This window comes from Zobellia russellii (assembly GCF_044597075.1).
GTDB lineage: Bacteria > Bacteroidota > Bacteroidia > Flavobacteriales > Flavobacteriaceae > Zobellia > Zobellia russellii.
In genome coordinates this window covers 1,048,662-1,064,967 of sequence record NZ_CP139000.1, presented here as the reverse complement: position 1 = coordinate 1,064,967, position 16,306 = coordinate 1,048,662, and the positions used below count along the sequence as shown (strand labels likewise).

The following is a 16,306-nucleotide window of genomic DNA, read 5'->3' as shown; positions in this document are numbered from 1 at the left end:
AAAATCAGCGAAATGCTTACTTTTTACATGGATGTTAAGAAACACCCTTAATTTAAATAATATCGTCAATTAAATTAACGGGCCTGCCAATAACGGCTTTTCCACCATTTACTACAATTGGTCGTTCAATTAATTTAGGGTGCTGAATCATAGCGTCCAAAACTTCTTCGCTTGAAAGCAACTTACCTCTAAAGTTATCCTTCCAAATTTGCTCGTTTTTACGAACAAGCATTTCTGGAGTTATTCCTAAACAGTCTATGACCTTACGTAGCTCCTCCTTAGTTGGAATTTCTTCTAGATATTTTATAACTTCAAATTCCTTACCTGAATTTTCCAACACTTTCAATCCTTCTCGGGATTTTTGGCATCTTGGGTTGTGGTATATCTTGATCATTTGTTATTTGATTTTAAATTTTAATTTATGCAGTAAGTCTAATCTTCATCTTTCTGCCCCATCATCATTAGATAGGCTTTTAAAAACATATCTATATCGCCATCCATAACGGCATCTATATTTCCTGTTTCTTCTGCCGTTCGTACATCTTTAATCAATTTGTACGGGTGCATAACATAGTTTCGAATTTGAGAACCCCATTCAATCTTCATTTTAGAGGATTCTATTTCTTGACGGGCCTCCATTTTCTTCCGAAGCTCAATTTCGTACAGTTGGGATTTCAACATTTTCATTGCCGTAGCCCTATTGTCATGCTGACTCCTAGAATCCGAACAAGAAATTTGGATGCCTGTGGGGTGATGCACCAATTGTACCTTCGTCTCTACCTTGTTTACGTTCTGACCACCCGCTCCACTGGACCGTGCTGTTGTAATGGTAATATCCGCAGGGTTTACATCAATCTCAATACTGTCATCTACAAGAGGGTATACATATACAGATGCAAATGAAGTGTGGCGTTTGGCATTACTGTCAAACGGTGAAATACGCACCAACCTGTGAACACCATTTTCACCTTTTAACCAACCAAATGCAAAATCGCCATCTATCTCCAACGTTACGGTTTTTATACCGGCAACATCTCCTTCTTGATAGTTGAGCTCCTTTACCTTGTACTTGTTTTTCTCGGCCCACATCATATACATACGCATAAGCATAGATGCCCAATCACAACTTTCCGTACCTCCTGCACCTGCTGTAATTTGCAGTACAGCGGGGAGTTCGTCTCCTTCTTCGGAAAGCATGTTCTTGAACTCCAGATTCTCCAATTTGCTTAATGCCTTATGGTACTGAGCCGTTACTTCTGCTTCGTTATCTTCTCCCTCTTGTTGGAATTCCAATAAGATTTCCAAGTCGTCCACTAGTGTTTTGGCAACATTATAATCGTCTACCCACTGTTTTTTGGACTGTATGAATTTCATGTGGGCTTGAGCCTCTTGTGGGTTGTCCCAAAAGTCAGGAGCCAAAGTTTTCTCCTGTTCGTTCTCTATTTCTATAAGCTTAGCATCAACGTCAAAGATACCTCCTTAACGCACCAAGGCGATCCTGTAGACCTTTAAATAGGTCTGTAGTAATTGTCATTGTATTCTGTTTTATAAACAAAAATACTACTCTTTTTTATCTATTCTGCAGTAAATAGTTGATTGTTTATGTTTAGGAATAAGCTATTCTTATGGATATGTCTTTTAGGTTTTTATAAGTTGAAAAGAGCTATTGCTGATTTTGACTGGTAACTTGTACGGAATGAACGGTTTCATTCTTTCCTGCGGTATATACCACGCCTTTTAAAGGTGAGCAGTCCTTATAATCCTTGCCATGGACAACTTTTATATGATTGGTGCCGGCCAGTATATTGTTTGTAGGGTCAAATCCGAGCCAGCCTACATAAGGTACGAAGACTTCTGCCCAAGCATGCATCTGGGAATCTCCAAAATAGCCATTTCCTTGGTGTAGATATCCTGAAACATAGCGAGCCGGAATGCCGTGCATGCGTGCCAATGCACAGAATAAATGTGTAAAATCCTGACAAACGCCCTGACGGATTTTTAGAACTTCGGCAAGTGTAGTGTGGACATCTGTGGCATCTGCATTAAAACGAATATAGCTATAGGTATATTCGTTAAGCCTAAGTATATTATCAAAAATGGATTCACTTGTATTCCACTGAAAAAGGGGTGTCTTCTGCTCCGGAATACTCGTAAAATGAGTTGTTTTTAAAAAGGCCTCATGGTCTACTTTAAAATCTAGTTCTTGAATTTTTTTATAGGACCTTTCTATGTCTTGTTCCGGTTCAAAATCAAAAGGGTTGATTTCCTTCTTTATTAATTTAAAGTTAGCTTCAAAACCAATGTCATTAAATATTTGTTTGGGGTGTACCCGTATGGTCTTAAAGCCATAACCGTTTATGGAGTATTCATTGTGGGCCTGAATGGTGTTTGCAAAGTCCACTCCAATAAATTGTTGAGACTCATTTTCCTGGGGGATTATCAAAAATTGCCAATATGCTTCATGCACCGCTTCTTCATAGGTGTTTTTTGCTTTGTAGATAATAGAGTATTCTAAAGGCATGGTATAGTTGGATAAGTTGGTTCTGGATATGTTTTATTTTAAACGGATTGTGTCTGCTTTTTTAGTAACTAAAAAATTCTTCTTCCATTTTCTGACTAATTTCATAAAGACTATTTAAAGTACTGTCTATTATAGATTGAATGTCATTTTCAATCTGAACAATACACTTAAACTCATATTCCGCCCTTATTTTCCCCACTAAAAAGGCGGTTGAATTTTGGCAAGGTTTCTTATTGGAATCTAGTATTTTTATGTGCTTGCAGACTTGGTTTAGGCTGTTCATTATAGACCTTGGACAATCTGGGTTAAGGATTAGAAACTCCAAGGTAGATATACTGTTTGGTGTTTTTTTATAAAACCTGCGCATCATATCATAAGATTCCGTACACTTTAATAGGGTAGTCCATTCAAAGCTGTTCTTGAATTTATCGCCATAACTGCCCTGAGCTTTAAGAGCGTCATTATGTTTGGCGTTTATTATACGTATAATCTGGGTTGCCCTTTCAATGTTGGCCCCCATCATTATAATAGCATAAATTTCATCATGCATGAGCGTACTTCGCACTTTGCCCCTTAAGATAGCGGACATCTCGGTTACGGTGAGGGTAAAATCGTGGAGCCCGTTCTTGCTATAAGCTTGGGCATCATAGTTAGAGATAAAGTGGTAGAATTTGTTAATGGATTCGTACAATTCAGTCGATATTAAATCCCGGGCACTATTGGCATTTTCCCTTGAACTTCTCACGTTATTTAGTATAGACGAAGTGTAATCCGGATCCAAACCAATTTTATAGAGCACTTCTTCTTCGTTAAGGGTTTGAGACTCGTTAGCTACAGGGTCTCCGATCATGGTTAGCATAGAGCGCAGTACAAATTGTCTGGATTGTGATAGTTGGTTAGGAGCATCGAGTGACGAAAAATAATTTACCCTAAGGTATCGGGCAATGTGTTCCGAACGTTCAATATAACGTCCCATCCAAAAAAGATTATTGGCTACTCGTGCAAGCATAGGCATTTTTTAAATATTAGTGTTCCGTAAAAAAAATGAATATTGGATTTTAGAGATGGGCGTATTAAGTTTTTAATACCCAAGTGTCTTTTGAGCCCCCTCCTTGAGAGGAATTCACGATCAGATTGCCTCTTTTTAGAGCTACACGGGTTAAACCTCCTTTTAAGACAAAATCCTTATCTTTCCCCAATACGGTAAATGTTCTAAGGTCTACATGACGCTGTTCAAAAGATTCGCTTTTATCAATATAAGTTGGGTGTACCGAAAGAGACATTATCGGTTGAGCCACATATTTTCTAGGATTCAACAGTATCTGAGCCTTTACTACTTCAACCTCCTTTTTACTTAATCGGTTACCTATAGATATACCGTATCCACCCGCTTCGTCAACAGGTTTTATAACCAAGTTCTCTATGTTGTTCAGAACATACTTTAGTTCTTTGGGTCTGCTACAATGATAGGTGTGTACATTATTGAGTATAGGTTCTTCGTTAAGGTAATATTTAATTATTTCCGGCATATAGGTGTAAACCGCTTTATCATCTGCTACTCCGGTTCCTGGAGCGTTGGCCAAGGTAACATTGCCTTTTTTGTAGGCAGCAAAAAGTCCCGGGACACCCAAGGATGAATCAGGTCTAAACTCTAACGGGTCAATAAAAGCATCATCGATTCTTCTATATATCACATCTACTTTTTGTGGACCTTGAATGGTTTTCATGTAAACAAAGTCATTTTCAACAAAAAGGTCACGGCCTTCAACCAGTTCAACACCCATTGTTTTTGCTAAATAGGAATGTTCGTAAAAAGCAGAATTGAACATGCCAGGAGTAATAACAACTACATTTGGTATGTCTACACCTTTGGGTTTTACGGTCTCAAGTAAGTCCAATAGATTTTCGGCATAGTTGGTTACCGAGTAAGTTTTATAGTGATTGAACACTCCAAAAAGAGCCCTTTTAAGAGCGGTACGATTGCAGATTACATAACTCACACCACTCGGACACCTTATATTGTCTTCCAGCACATAATACTGTCCATCCGTATGCTTGATAACATCGGTACCGGAAATATGGTTATAAATGCCACCGGGAGGATCAAGGTGATTCATTTGGTCCAGATAGTTGGCTGAGGAACTTATAAGTTCCATGGGTATGATTCCCTGTCTTATAATTTTTTTGTCATGGTAAATATCCCATAAGAAAAGGTTTAAGGCCCTACTTCTCTGTATGGAGCCGGATTCTATTACTTTCCATTCTTCGGGAGGAATAATTCTTGGGAAAAGATCAAATGGAAAAATTTTTTCCTGAGTTTTCTTTTTATCATATACCTGAAAAGTAATTCCTTGGTTAAAAAAAGACGATTTGGCCTTCTCATTTAGATTAACATAGTCGTTAATGGAATGCTCTCCATAGAGGTTAAAAAGTTTAGAATATACGTCCTTAACGTGTCCTTTTTCATCAAAGATTTCGTCAAATAAATTAGGGTTTCTTTGGTAGGATGAAAAAATCTGATTTTCTAAGTTTACCATAGTATATTTGTTTGTACTTAAGTTATTTATTTTCATCCTTTTTTGTGGAAAGAATACTACAATAATCGAAACGTAATTTTATCATTTATGTAATAAATGGCGCGAATGTTTGGTGTTTTGATTTTAAACATGAGTAAATAAGTGTGTTTTTTGCGGTATTTACTTAGATATTGTAGATTATTCTTAAAGATATTAACGCTTCTCAAAAAACCTGAATATTAGAATTTAACAATAGATATTTTACATGCATATTAATCTTATTAGTGATACCGTAACCAAGCCCACCCAAGGAATGTTAGATGCTATGATGAGCGCCAAAGTGGGAGATGACGTGTTTAAAACAGACCCAACGGTAAACGCCCTTGAAGAAAAAGTAGCGGGAATGTTCGGCAAAGAAGCCGCTCTTTTTTTTCCTTCCGGCACCATGGCAAATCAGACAGGAATAAAGCTTCATACACAACCTGGAGACCAGTTAATATGCGATAAATATGCCCATATTTACAATTATGAAGGCGGTGGCGTCAGTTTTAACAGTGGGGTTTCGTGTAAATTGATAGATGGAGATAGAGGAATGATTACGGCAAAACAGGTAGAAGGAGCCATAAACCCACCGGATTTTTACCATAGTCCGTTAACTTCTTTGGTGTGTGTTGAAAATACAACCAATAAAGGCGGTGGTGCTTGTTGGGATATTGAGGAGTTAAAGAAAATAAAAGAGGTTTGTAATACCAACCAACTGGCTTATCATCTTGATGGTGCACGTTTGTGGAACGCTTTGGTAGAAAAAAAGGAAAACGCCTTAGCGTACGGGACCTTGTTCGATACTATTAGTGTTTGCCTAAGTAAAGGTTTGGGATGCCCCGTAGGTTCCGTTCTCGTGGGTAGTAAAGAACAAATGCAACAAGCGCTACGCGTACGCAAGATCTTTGGAGGAGGCATGCGTCAGGCAGGTTTTCTGGCGGCTGCGGGAATTTATGCATTGGACAATCACATAGAACGTTTGTTAGAAGATCATCAAAAAGCGCGTGAAATAGGGGAGGTGTTGAGTAAGCTAACCTATATAAAACAAGTAGAGCCCATTGAGACTAATATCATCATCTTTGAAATTGATGAAAAGTTTATGACGGGAGATACTTTTGTTGAAAAACTAAAAGAAAAAGATGTGTCCATAATTGATATGGGGCAAGGAAAGCTCAGGATAGTTACCCATTTAGATTATACAGATACAATGCACAATGCTTTCTTGAATATTTTGAAAAATTTATAACTCCCTTAATTCGTTTAAGCGGTTACGTAAATTTTTTATACCGTTCTCCATTCCTGCTTCGGAGTCATATAGCTGGCTTGAACCAAGTAGATTGCCGTTTTCATCTTTAAAATTGAATAGAAATTTTCCTTGATGATTAGTCTTTCGTTCAAAATTGCCACGTGCAATTTCAAGATTGTTAAGACGGGACAGCGTATCTTCTAGTGCTGTTTTGTCATCAAAGTCCTTGCTAGTGAGTAAAATGGAACCACTTTTGGATTTGACGTGAAACTGAAAATCGGAATTTGGTAGGGCAACTATTTCTATCACTTTGTAATTTTTAGGTAAAAGATACAAAATAACAGGAACAGTTATATGTGTAGTTGTATTTAAATGTTACATCATTTTTAAAGCTCGAAAGCCTTTCTTCCATAGAAAAATAACTGTCTAATCTTAATCATTTTTTTAATTGAGCTATTCTATGCTAGTGCTGTTATTTAGTGCGTTTTTTGGTTAAAATGATGTAGTTCATCGATCATTTTAATGTTTAACAGGAAAGGGCTTGTTAAAAAAACATTAAAAGTTTAACTTTAAAGCAACTATAATAAACACATTAAACATTAACCGTATTATGAAGAAAATTCTTTTTTCAATTGCCGTGCTTACGGCTACATGTGGTATGGCGCAAGACCTGCCCGAAAACCCTGAACCAGGAAAATGTTATGTACGATGTACTACTCCTGACGTTTATGTAAACGAAACCGTAACTATTACCGTAAAACCGGGTTACAAGGTTCTAAAAACTGTCCCTGCTACGTATAAAACCGTTACAGAGCGTGTCCTAGTTAAAGAAGAGAGTAAGAAATTACGAATTATTCCTGAAGAGTGGGGTACCGAGAAAGTGACCTACGTTTCTAAAGAAGGTGGTAACTCCTTAAATGTTATCCCAGCTAGTTTTGGAAGTGCTTCGCAGACCATAGAGGTGAAACCTGCCTATGCCCAATGGGAATTGGGAGCATCTGCTCCGGACTGTGATTCTGGAAACCCGGATGATTGTAGATACTGGTGCTACAAAGGGTATCCTGCAGAATTCCAGACTATAGAGACTTCAACGCTTGCCAGTGATGCAAGTACTAGTAAAACGGCTATTCCAGAAAAGAGTGCTACTTATACGAAAAGAGTACTTATTTCTCCGGCTAAAGTTGTTGAGGAAGTTGTTCCCGCCGTTTATGATGAAATTACAAGAACAGTCTTGGATAAAGATGCTTATACTGTTGAGGAAATGGTACCACCGGTAACAAAATCCTATACAAAAGAGGTGTTGAAGGAAAAAGGTGGGCTTACCACTTGGAAAGAGGTTAAATGTGAGTTGGTTACCTATCAGGCACTTCCTATAAACTGGAACTCGGGTAGCGCTACTTTAACCCCTCAGGCTAAATCCATTATAGATACAAGATTACTGCCTGTATTGGCTCAAAACCCTGGAGTTAAGGTAGAGTTGGCTTCTCATACAGATGCTCAAGGTAGTGCTTCTTCTAACCAAGATTTATCGGAACGTAGAGCAAAGTCCGTAGCTCAATACTTAATTTCTAAAGGCATTAATTCTAGTCTTTTGGTAGCTAACGGATATGGTGAGACTAAACTTAAGAACAAATGTAAAGATGGAGTTTCTTGTACAGCAAGAGAGCATTCCGTAAACAGAAGAACGGAGTTTAGGTTGATAAATAACTAAACTATAATTCCCTAAAAATTAAAAGCCCCATATATGGGGCTTTTTTATTTGTTTTTTTTCAAGAAGTCTATGTGATATTTAATTTCTCCTGTCATACCATAACCGGAATATTCATCAAGCATTTTTCCTTTTTCATTTACTACGGCAAGCATGGGAAATACCCCTTTTTTGTTTAGCTTTTTAAAAAGTTCTTGATTGTGGTTCCATTGCTTTTCACTTAACAAATCCCTATTTCTGGGGATATCTATATACAATAGCACATAATTGCTAGATAATTCAGAGAATTCATTTGTATCAAACAAGTCGCGTTTAAGCATTTTGCAAGGCGGGCACCAATCACTTCCGGTAAAATACACTAAAACATTTTTGTTTTCTTTTTTTGACACTTTTATGGCTGTGTCATAGTCTTTCAACCAATCAACAGTGTTGGAAGTATCATTCTGTCCAACTAGAAAAAGAGGTAGCAAAAGAAAAAGCAAAAACTTCATGAGCAATATTTTTTAAAATAAAAGCAAATAGCTTGCCATTATTTAAATAACGAATCCATACCTGGAATATTGGGCATACCTTCTTTAGCTACAGCAGCAAGTTCTGTCTCGTTTACCTGTGTTGCTTTTGCAATAGCTTTGTTAAGGGTAAGAATCAGAAAATCTTCTAATTGCTCTTTGTCCTCCAACAAACTATCATCAATTTGAATTTTTTTAATTTCTCTGTTCGCGGTTATGGTCACCTTTAGTAGGTCTTCGGAAGAAGCTTCTTCAAGGGTTACCGTATCCATCCGTTTTTTTGTGGCCTCTACCTTTTGTTGGGTCTCTTTTAGTTTCCCCATCATACCCATCATGTCTCCAAACATAAGTTTAATTTTTAAAATTGAATTAGGTTACAAAATTACTAAATTGTGTAAGAAAACCCATTACTAATGAAGCTATGTAAAAAAAAGAAAATCGTTCTTGTCTTATGCCTTACATTTGTGCCTTTAGCACAAAGTCAAGAAATACATATGAGTGAAGTAAAAGCACCAATAGCAAAGAAGGTTCCACATAATTTAGAAAAGCATGGTGATGTTAGGGTAGATAATTACTATTGGTTGAACGATAAGGAAAACCCGGAGGTTATCTCTTATCTTGAAGCGGAGAAAGCATTTTATGATGCTTCTACTGCACATACCAAAGAATTTCAGGATGATCTTTTTAATGAGATGAAGTCCAGAATTAAAGAAGATGATACATCGGTACCCTACAAACAAAACGGATATTGGTATATTACTAGATATGAGATTGGTAAGGAATATCCCATTTATGCCCGTAAAAAAGAAACTCTTGATGCTCCTGAGGAAATCATGTTTAATGGCAATGAAATGGCTAAAGGGCATGAATTCTTCAGTATTGGTGGTATAGCCATTAGCCCTGATAATAAACTTGCAGCTTTTGGGGTGGATACAGTCTCTCGCCGCCAATACACTATAAGTATCAAAAACTTGGAAACGGGTGAAATCTATGAGGATAAAATAGAAAATACTACAGGAGGCTCAGTATGGGCAGATGACAATAGAACACTTTTTTATACCAAAAAAGATGAAGTTACTTTACGGTCAGACCAGATTCTAAAGCATAAATTTGGTACATCTGCAGAGGATGATCAGTTGGTTTTTCATGAAACGGATGATACGTTTGGAACGTATGTCTACAAGTCAAAATCAAAAAAATATATCATCATTGGTTCTTACAGTACCCTAACTTCTGAATATCAATTTTTACGAGCGGACAATCCCGACGGGGAATTAAAGATGTTTTCTCCAAGGGAGCGGGGAGTAGAGTATGGTATTTCGCATTACGGTGATCATTTCTATGTGTTGACCAATAAAGACGGTGCAACCAATTTTAAATTGATGAAGACCGATGAGAACAATACTTCTTCAGACAGTTGGAAAGAATTTATACCACACCGAGATGATGTGCTTTTAGAGGACATTGATATTTTTAAAGACTATTACGTTATTTCCGAAAGAACCAATGGCCTTAATCGTGTGCAAATTAATAGGTGGGACGGTGCTAATTCATATTACCTTCCTTTTGAAAGCGAAACCTATACTGCTGGTGTAGGCCGTAATCCGGATTTTGATACAGAGATTCTTCGTTATGGATATAATTCCATGACAACTCCTAGCTCCATCATTGATTTTAATATGCGAACCAAGGAGAAGGAAGTTAAGAAGGAACAAGAAGTTTTGGGCGGTAAGTTTCATAAGGACAACTATAAGGAGAAACGTATTTGGGCCACGGCCCGGGACGGTGTAAAAGTCCCTATGTCCGTTGTTTATCATAAAGACACGCCGCTCAATGAAAACACTCCTGTTTTGCAATATGCTTATGGTTCATACGGTCATACGATAGACCCTTATTTTTCAACGGTAAGACTAAGTCTTTTGGATAGAGGTTTTGTTTATGTCATAGCACATATAAGAGGAGGTGAGTACCTGGGGAGACCTTGGTACGAAGATGGAAAACTGCTTAAAAAGAAGAATACTTTTACAGATTTTGTAGATTGTTCCAAGCATTTGGTACAAGAAGGCTATACTTCATCTGAGCACCTATATGCTATGGGTGGTTCTGCGGGAGGCCTTCTTATGGGCGCCATCATTAATATGGCTCCGGAATTATATAACGGGGTTATTGCTGCTGTACCGTTTGTAGATGTTGTAACTACCATGTTAGATGATTCCATTCCTTTAACCACGGGCGAGTACGATGAATGGGGAAACCCGAATGACAAGGCATATTATGAATATATGAAATCATATTCTCCATATGATCAAGTTACAGCGCAGGACTATCCTAATTTATTGGTTACTACAGGTCTGCATGATTCTCAAGTTCAATATTTTGAACCTGCAAAGTGGGTGGCCAAACTAAGGGAATTGAGATCTAATCATAACCTATTGATGATGGACATTAATATGGATACGGGTCACGGAGGTGCTTCGGGCCGTTTTGAGTCCTTAAAAGAAGTAGCAAAAGAGTACGCCTTTCTGTTGGATTTAGAAGGGAAGGCTAAATAAGCATACTGTATATATGGTAATTTTTTGAATCTAATAGAATTAGGGAATAAAAAGGAACCTTATGACCACTTCAGAATTGACTAGATTAGGGCAATTATGCTAATGAAACGTTAATAAATCATGGTTTATGAATGAAAATCTTCATTTTTTTGAGGTATTTTGCATGATAAAATGACATATTCAAAAAAAATAGTAATTTTGTCCAAGTAATTTTGTGGAAACTTATCTTTTTATCAATAGTTCCCAAAACCAGACATCCTTTATGGAAAACAAAATTAAGGCTTACAATAATATCCTAGAACTTGTAGGAAACACACCGCTAGTACAACTAAATAGAATAACCGAAAGCTTTACCGGCAACTTTTATGCAAAAGTAGAATCCTTTAACCCAGGTCACTCCTCTAAAGACCGCATCGCAATGCACATTATAGAGGAAGCTGAACGTAAAGGTATTTTAACCGAAGGAAGTACCATTATAGAAACAACTTCTGGTAATACCGGTTTTAGTATTGCCATGGTGAGTATTATAAAAGGTTATAAGTGTATTTTGGCGGTTAGTTCAAAATCATCAAAAGATAAGATTGATATGCTTCGCACAATGGGAGCTACGGTATATGTCTGCCCAGCTCACGTAAGTGCAGACGATCCACGTTCTTATTATGAAGTAGCAAAACGGTTGCATAAAGAAACTAACGGTTCTATTTATATCAACCAATACTTTAATGAGCTCAACATGCATGCCCATTATGAGAGTACCGGGCCTGAAATATGGGAGCAAACCGGAGGTGAAATCACACATTTTGTTGCATGTAGTGGTACTGGAGGTACTATTTCCGGAACTGCCAAATACTTAAAAGAACAAAACCCCAATGTTAAGGTAATAGGTGTTGATGCTTTTGGTTCTGTGTTGAAAAAATACCACGAAACAAGAGAGTTTGACTCCAACGAAATTTACCCGTACAGAATTGAAGGGTTAGGAAAGAACCTTATACCTGGAGCAACGGATTTTGATGTAATAGACAAGTTCATTAAAGTTACGGATTCAGAAAGTGCTCACACAGCTCGTGAATTGGCAAGAACCGAAGGTATTTTTGCAGGATATACCAGTGGTGCCGTTATGCAGGCATTGAAGCAATTGAACGAAGAAGGAGAATTTGGTCCTAAAGATAATGTTGTTGTTATCTTTCCAGATCACGGTTCAAGATATATGAGTAAAGTATATAGTGATCAATGGATGGAGGATCAAGGCTTTTTTGATACCAATGAAGTAAGCGAAACTCAAAAGGTACAATACATAAAAGAATAAATTACAAGTTTGTAAAAGTGGGAAAGCAATAATCGTAAAGGTTGTTGCTTTTTTGTTAAGGAATAATATTTTATGAATGTTGCTCTTAAAATCTTACTTTTGCACTAAAATCCAAAGTACACCTAAATGCGAGATTTATTTGATAGAATTATTGAGAACAAGGGGCCATTAGGAAAATGGGCTTCACAGGCGGAGGGATATTTCGTTTTTCCTAAGTTGGAAGGGCCAATTTCTAACCGAATGAAGTTTCAGGGAAAAGAGGTAATTACCTGGAGTATTAACGATTATCTGGGTCTTGCTAACCTACCTGAAGTTAAGAAGGTAGATGGTGAAGCCGCTGCAGAATATGGATCGGCTTACCCTATGGGAGCAAGAATGATGAGCGGCCATACTGATTTTCATGAGCAATTAGAAAAAGAATTAGCCGAATTTGTTGATAAGGAATCTGCTTATTTGCTGAACTTTGGTTATCAGGGAATGGTTTCTGCTATTGATGCCCTTGTATCAAAGGACGATATTATTGTTTATGATGTAGATGCCCATGCTTGTATTATTGATGGTGTTAGGCTACATATGGGAAAACGTTTTACGTTTAAGCATAATGATATAGATAGTTTAGAGAAAAACTTAGAGCGCGCCACAAAAATGGCCGAACAGACCGGTGGAGGAATATTGGTTATTTCCGAAGGTGTTTTCGGAATGCGTGGTGAGCAAGGAAAACTAAAAGAAATAGTTGCCCTTAAAGAAAAATATACGTTCCGTTTATTTGTAGATGATGCACATGGTTTTGGAACCTTGGGTGCCACTGGTGCAGGTGCAGGACAAGAACAGGGCGTACAAAAGGATATAGATGTATATTTTGCAACCTTTGCAAAGTCTATGGCCGGTATTGGAGCGTTTTTAGCTGCAGATAAAGAGATTATAGACTACTTAAAATATAATTTAAGGTCACAAATGTTCGCTAAGTCATTACCTATGATTTATGTGAAAGGTGCCTTAAAAAGATTGGATATGTTGCGTACTATGCCAGAGCTTAAGGCCAAGTTATGGGAGAACGTAAACGCACTTCAAAACGGACTTAAGAGTAGAGGTTTTGATATTGGAAGTACCAATACTTGTGTAACTCCAGTGTACTTGAACGGTAGTATTCCAGAAGCCATGGCCCTTGTAAAGGATTTACGTGAGAATTATGGTATCTTCTGTTCAATTGTAGTGTATCCAGTGATACCAAAGGGGTTGATACTTTTACGTATGATTCCTACCGCTACGCACACTATGCAGGATATAGAAGAGACATTAGATGCATTCTCTGCTATTAGAGACCGTTTGGAGAATGGTACTTATAAAAGATTGTCCGCTGCGGTTGCTGCGGCTATGGGCGAGTAATATCGGCTTAAATAATCTTTATGAAACAAATGCCTCATTTTAAATGGGGCATTCTTGTTTTTTATAGGGAGTTCGATTATTTTTTAGAGTGAGCGAATGAAGAGTAGGGAAGTAGCCCTTTGCGGCTATAGACTCTTTTTGTAGGTGGCACGCCGCTTATAAATTTTTGGGGAAAAATGCTTCCACATTTGGCGGATGGCAATATTATCTTCTAGTTCCGGGGTTCTATAGCACATTTGAATACCTCGCTTGTTGAATGTTTTGTAGTATTCATTAAAAATGATGGCCGTGACTCCTTTATTTTGATAATCCGGGTGAATACCTATCAAATAAAAAACGGCATCTTTATTGTATTTTTTCGCACGAAGAAGGTGTAAAAAACCAAAAGGAAACAATTTTCCCTTAGCTTTTTGTAATGCATGGGAGAACGAGGGCATAACAATTGCAAACGCAATTAGGCTGTCATTCTTGTCTACAATAAACTTAATATACTCCGGGTCTATAAAGGTTATGTATTTTTTCTTGAAATATTCCTTTTGAACATCGGTTATAGGAACAAATGAGGATAATTTGGAATAGGTTTGGTTGAACAGGTCAAACATTTGATCCACCAATGGTAATACTTCGCTAGTTTTTTTAAAGTTTATTTCACGTAAGCCGTAACGTCTTTTTACCAGTTCGTTCAATTTTGTAAATAAAGCCGGATCTGCGTTACTGGCTGGGAACTTGTTTTCAACATACCCTTTTTCCTTAGCAAAACCCAAACGTTCGTAATGATTAATATAATAGGCGTGGTTATACCAGGTCACCATGCTTCCCGGTTGATCGTAACCATCCGTAAGCACGCCAACCTTATCTAAGTTAGAAAAGCCAACAGGACCTTCCATAAACTCTAGATTATGCGCTTTTCCAATTTCTGCAACTTTATTTAGAAGGGTTTCCGAAACTTCTGGGTCATCAATAAAATCAAACCAGCCAAAACGCATTTTTTTTACGTTTTGATCATTCACTTCCAGGTGGTTGATTATAGCTACGACCCTTCCTACAAGCGTATTGTTTTTATAGGCCAGATAGAACCAACAACTCGCATTTTGAAAAGCTGGGTTTTGATCCTTGTCAAAAGTAGCCATCTCATCGGCAATCAAAGGTGGTACCCAATAAGAGGAGCCTTTATAAAGCGAAAATGGAAATTTCACGAACTCTTTTAGCTCTGCTTTTGAAATCGCTTCTTTAAGGGTGACCATACAATTCTTTTTGTAAGGTCAATATTAGGGATAAATAGGGTTAGAATAAAATTATGAAACTTAATTTTATGAATAATGAATGAGTTGTCTTGGCTTAAAAATCTATAGCTCCGTTATCACGGTCTTTGTTTTTGCGTTTCTTTCGCTCTTCCTTTTTAAGCTTTTTGAGTTGTTTCTTAGATGGACCTAAATCGATATCCTCGGCGCCACCGCTTTTCTTATTTTTTTTACGATCCTCTTTTTCCTTCTTCTTCATGGCGTTCTTTTTAATAGGGCCGCCATTTTCACCGGCACTTTGCTCATCAATTGATATGAGCTTGTCTTTGTGAAAATCAAACCGGTAAGACCCGCCAACGGTCATAAATATTCTGGATGGTGTGTTTTTAAAGCTGGCACCCAAATTAAAATCAACCTGTAGGTCATCCGTAAGTAAGTGGGCAACACCACCACGTATAAGGGCATCTGAATAACGATCGCTCTGTATACCTTGGTTCTCTATAAAGGCACTCCATTTGGGATTGCGAAAAGCATGGCTTATGGAAACTAGGTAACTTAATTCAGGATAATCCGTGGTAATTCTATCGTATGCAATGTTGGTTATAAGTACAAATCGAGGAGTTAATCTACTTTGGGTTGCAATCATTCCGCGGTAAGATACAGTTGGGTCACCAACGTAGAAAGGATTATCGCCTAGATTAAAAGTGGCGCCACCATAGAGGGAAACAGAGGGAATTAAGTTTTTAAATTTAAAACCATAATTGGCTTTCCAACTATATAAATTGGGTTTATTGCGTTCCGGGTTTTTATATCGGTCATAAATCAAGTACTTAAGACCAACCCGATTTCTTGAAAAATCGGTTAAATTCTCAGAAACGTTTAAACTGTTATAAGTAATGTTCTGGTTTACATACGTGCCTTCATAATTTATTTCTAATTGCTCAAACAACAGACCGTACCGTAGTGAAATATCAGAACCCCAAATATTACTTTTTGTGTCCAAAAGAGTATGGTCTCGCTGTTCGTAAAGAATACCGGCCTCCAACTGCAACACATTTCTACCAACTGCGTATGCACTAACGGACATACCTGGGCGGTTAGAATTAATTACATCTGTATATTGTGCTGTGGCTACCATAGGTAGCGTAAAAAGGAGAGTTAATAGAAACTTTTTCATTTTGGGCCGCTTGATTAATTAATTCAGGCTTGTTCTTTCTTGTGTGAAAAATCTAAAATCTATCGTATGCATAGAACCATTTTTAAAACAAAAACGTCTTGT

Annotated in this window: 15 protein-coding genes; 5 read left to right on the top strand and 10 right to left on the bottom strand. The window is 37.5% G+C overall.

Annotated features, from left to right (window positions below; genetic code table 11):
- Positions 1–52: 52 nt before the first annotated feature.
- The 5 genes from arsC to SJY45_RS04510 form a co-directional block, all read right to left on the bottom strand.
- Positions 53–394, bottom strand: coding sequence for an arsenate reductase (glutaredoxin) (gene arsC / locus SJY45_RS04530; protein WP_215440590.1), 342 nt, complete (start codon positions 392–394; stop codon positions 53–55).
- Between the two features lie 38 nt (positions 395–432).
- A protein-coding gene (gene prfB / locus SJY45_RS04525) for a peptide chain release factor 2 (protein WP_400073429.1) occupies positions 433–1,534 on the bottom strand; the annotation gives its coding sequence in 2 pieces (ribosomal slippage) (positions 433–1,467 and positions 1,469–1,534; 1,101 coding nt in all).
- Positions 1,535–1,663: 129 nt separating this feature from the next.
- Positions 1,664–2,521 carry a transglutaminase family protein gene (locus SJY45_RS04520; protein ID WP_400073428.1) on the bottom strand — a complete coding sequence of 286 codons (858 nt, stop codon included), beginning with the start codon at positions 2,519–2,521 and terminating at the stop codon, positions 1,664–1,666.
- Between the two features lie 61 nt (positions 2,522–2,582).
- The gene (locus tag SJY45_RS04515; RefSeq protein WP_215440586.1) at positions 2,583–3,530 is read right to left on the bottom strand and encodes an alpha-E domain-containing protein; all 948 of its coding nucleotides are present in this window, start codon (positions 3,528–3,530) and stop codon (positions 2,583–2,585) included.
- Between the two features lie 64 nt (positions 3,531–3,594).
- Positions 3,595–5,058: a circularly permuted type 2 ATP-grasp protein gene (locus SJY45_RS04510; protein ID WP_400073427.1), complete on the bottom strand. Its 1,464-nt coding sequence runs from the start codon at positions 5,056–5,058 to the stop codon at positions 3,595–3,597.
- A 244-nt stretch (positions 5,059–5,302) separates the two neighbouring features.
- On the opposite strand from SJY45_RS04510, the gene SJY45_RS04505 reads away from it, so the two are divergent.
- Positions 5,303–6,325 (top strand): threonine aldolase family protein, encoded by a 1,023-nt coding sequence (locus SJY45_RS04505; protein ID WP_400073426.1) that lies wholly within the window; start codon positions 5,303–5,305, stop codon positions 6,323–6,325.
- Here SJY45_RS04505 and SJY45_RS04500 read toward each other — a convergent pair.
- Positions 6,320–6,634 carry a YegP family protein gene (locus SJY45_RS04500; RefSeq protein WP_215440581.1) on the bottom strand — a complete coding sequence of 105 codons (315 nt, stop codon included), beginning with the start codon at positions 6,632–6,634 and terminating at the stop codon, positions 6,320–6,322. The two genes, SJY45_RS04505 and SJY45_RS04500, sit on opposite strands and share 6 nt — an antisense overlap.
- 301 nt (positions 6,635–6,935) lie before the next feature.
- Here SJY45_RS04500 and SJY45_RS04495 point away from each other — a divergent pair, with 301 nt between their 5' ends.
- Positions 6,936–8,036 carry an OmpA family protein gene (locus SJY45_RS04495; RefSeq protein ID WP_400073425.1) on the top strand — a complete coding sequence of 367 codons (1,101 nt, stop codon included), beginning with the start codon at positions 6,936–6,938 and terminating at the stop codon, positions 8,034–8,036.
- A gap of 44 nt (positions 8,037–8,080) precedes the next feature.
- On the opposite strand, the gene SJY45_RS04490 is transcribed toward SJY45_RS04495, so the two are convergent.
- Positions 8,081–8,524, bottom strand: coding sequence for a thioredoxin family protein (locus tag SJY45_RS04490; RefSeq protein WP_400073424.1), 444 nt, complete (start codon positions 8,522–8,524; stop codon positions 8,081–8,083).
- 38 nt (positions 8,525–8,562) lie between these two features.
- Positions 8,563–8,889 (bottom strand): YbaB/EbfC family nucleoid-associated protein, encoded by a 327-nt coding sequence (locus SJY45_RS04485; RefSeq protein ID WP_289039467.1) that lies wholly within the window; start codon positions 8,887–8,889, stop codon positions 8,563–8,565.
- A gap of 147 nt (positions 8,890–9,036) precedes the next feature.
- On the opposite strand from SJY45_RS04485, the gene SJY45_RS04480 reads away from it, so the two are divergent.
- The 3 genes from SJY45_RS04480 to SJY45_RS04470 all read left to right on the top strand — a co-directional run bounded on the left by SJY45_RS04480 (position 9,037) and on the right by SJY45_RS04470 (position 13,786).
- Positions 9,037–11,094, top strand: coding sequence for a S9 family peptidase (locus SJY45_RS04480; protein WP_400073423.1), 2,058 nt, complete (start codon positions 9,037–9,039; stop codon positions 11,092–11,094).
- 262 nt (positions 11,095–11,356) lie between these two features.
- On the top strand, positions 11,357–12,400 hold the full coding sequence (locus SJY45_RS04475; RefSeq protein ID WP_215912264.1) for a PLP-dependent cysteine synthase family protein: 1,044 nt from the start codon (positions 11,357–11,359) through the stop codon (positions 12,398–12,400).
- A gap of 126 nt (positions 12,401–12,526) precedes the next feature.
- On the top strand, positions 12,527–13,786 hold the full coding sequence (locus tag SJY45_RS04470; protein ID WP_215440575.1) for an aminotransferase class I/II-fold pyridoxal phosphate-dependent enzyme: 1,260 nt from the start codon (positions 12,527–12,529) through the stop codon (positions 13,784–13,786).
- A 125-nt stretch (positions 13,787–13,911) separates the two neighbouring features.
- On the opposite strand, the gene SJY45_RS04465 is transcribed toward SJY45_RS04470, so the two are convergent.
- Positions 13,912–15,030 (bottom strand): GTP cyclohydrolase, encoded by a 1,119-nt coding sequence (locus SJY45_RS04465; RefSeq protein ID WP_400073422.1) that lies wholly within the window; start codon positions 15,028–15,030, stop codon positions 13,912–13,914.
- Positions 15,031–15,124: 94 nt separating this feature from the next.
- Positions 15,125–16,204: a transporter gene (locus SJY45_RS04460; protein ID WP_400073421.1), complete on the bottom strand. Its 1,080-nt coding sequence runs from the start codon at positions 16,202–16,204 to the stop codon at positions 15,125–15,127.
- Positions 16,205–16,306: the final 102 nt, after the last annotated feature.

Coding starts and splice junctions, on each gene's coding strand:
- arsC (WP_215440590.1), bottom strand. CDS start 394: ATGATCAAGATATACCACAACCCAAGATGCCAAAAATCCCGAGAAGGA.
- SJY45_RS04520 (WP_400073428.1), bottom strand. CDS start 2,521: ATGCCTTTAGAATACTCTATTATCTACAAAGCAAAAAACACCTATGAA.
- SJY45_RS04515 (WP_215440586.1), bottom strand. CDS start 3,530: ATGCTTGCACGAGTAGCCAATAATCTTTTTTGGATGGGACGTTATATT.
- SJY45_RS04510 (WP_400073427.1), bottom strand. CDS start 5,058: ATGGTAAACTTAGAAAATCAGATTTTTTCATCCTACCAAAGAAACCCT.
- SJY45_RS04505 (WP_400073426.1), top strand. CDS start 5,303: ATGCATATTAATCTTATTAGTGATACCGTAACCAAGCCCACCCAAGGA.
- SJY45_RS04495 (WP_400073425.1), top strand. CDS start 6,936: ATGAAGAAAATTCTTTTTTCAATTGCCGTGCTTACGGCTACATGTGGT.
- SJY45_RS04490 (WP_400073424.1), bottom strand. CDS start 8,524: ATGAAGTTTTTGCTTTTTCTTTTGCTACCTCTTTTTCTAGTTGGACAG.
- SJY45_RS04485 (WP_289039467.1), bottom strand. CDS start 8,889: ATGTTTGGAGACATGATGGGTATGATGGGGAAACTAAAAGAGACCCAA.
- SJY45_RS04480 (WP_400073423.1), top strand. CDS start 9,037: ATGAGTGAAGTAAAAGCACCAATAGCAAAGAAGGTTCCACATAATTTA.
- SJY45_RS04475 (WP_215912264.1), top strand. CDS start 11,357: ATGGAAAACAAAATTAAGGCTTACAATAATATCCTAGAACTTGTAGGA.
- SJY45_RS04470 (WP_215440575.1), top strand. CDS start 12,527: ATGCGAGATTTATTTGATAGAATTATTGAGAACAAGGGGCCATTAGGA.
- SJY45_RS04465 (WP_400073422.1), bottom strand. CDS start 15,030: ATGGTCACCCTTAAAGAAGCGATTTCAAAAGCAGAGCTAAAAGAGTTC.
- SJY45_RS04460 (WP_400073421.1), bottom strand. CDS start 16,204: ATGAAAAAGTTTCTATTAACTCTCCTTTTTACGCTACCTATGGTAGCC.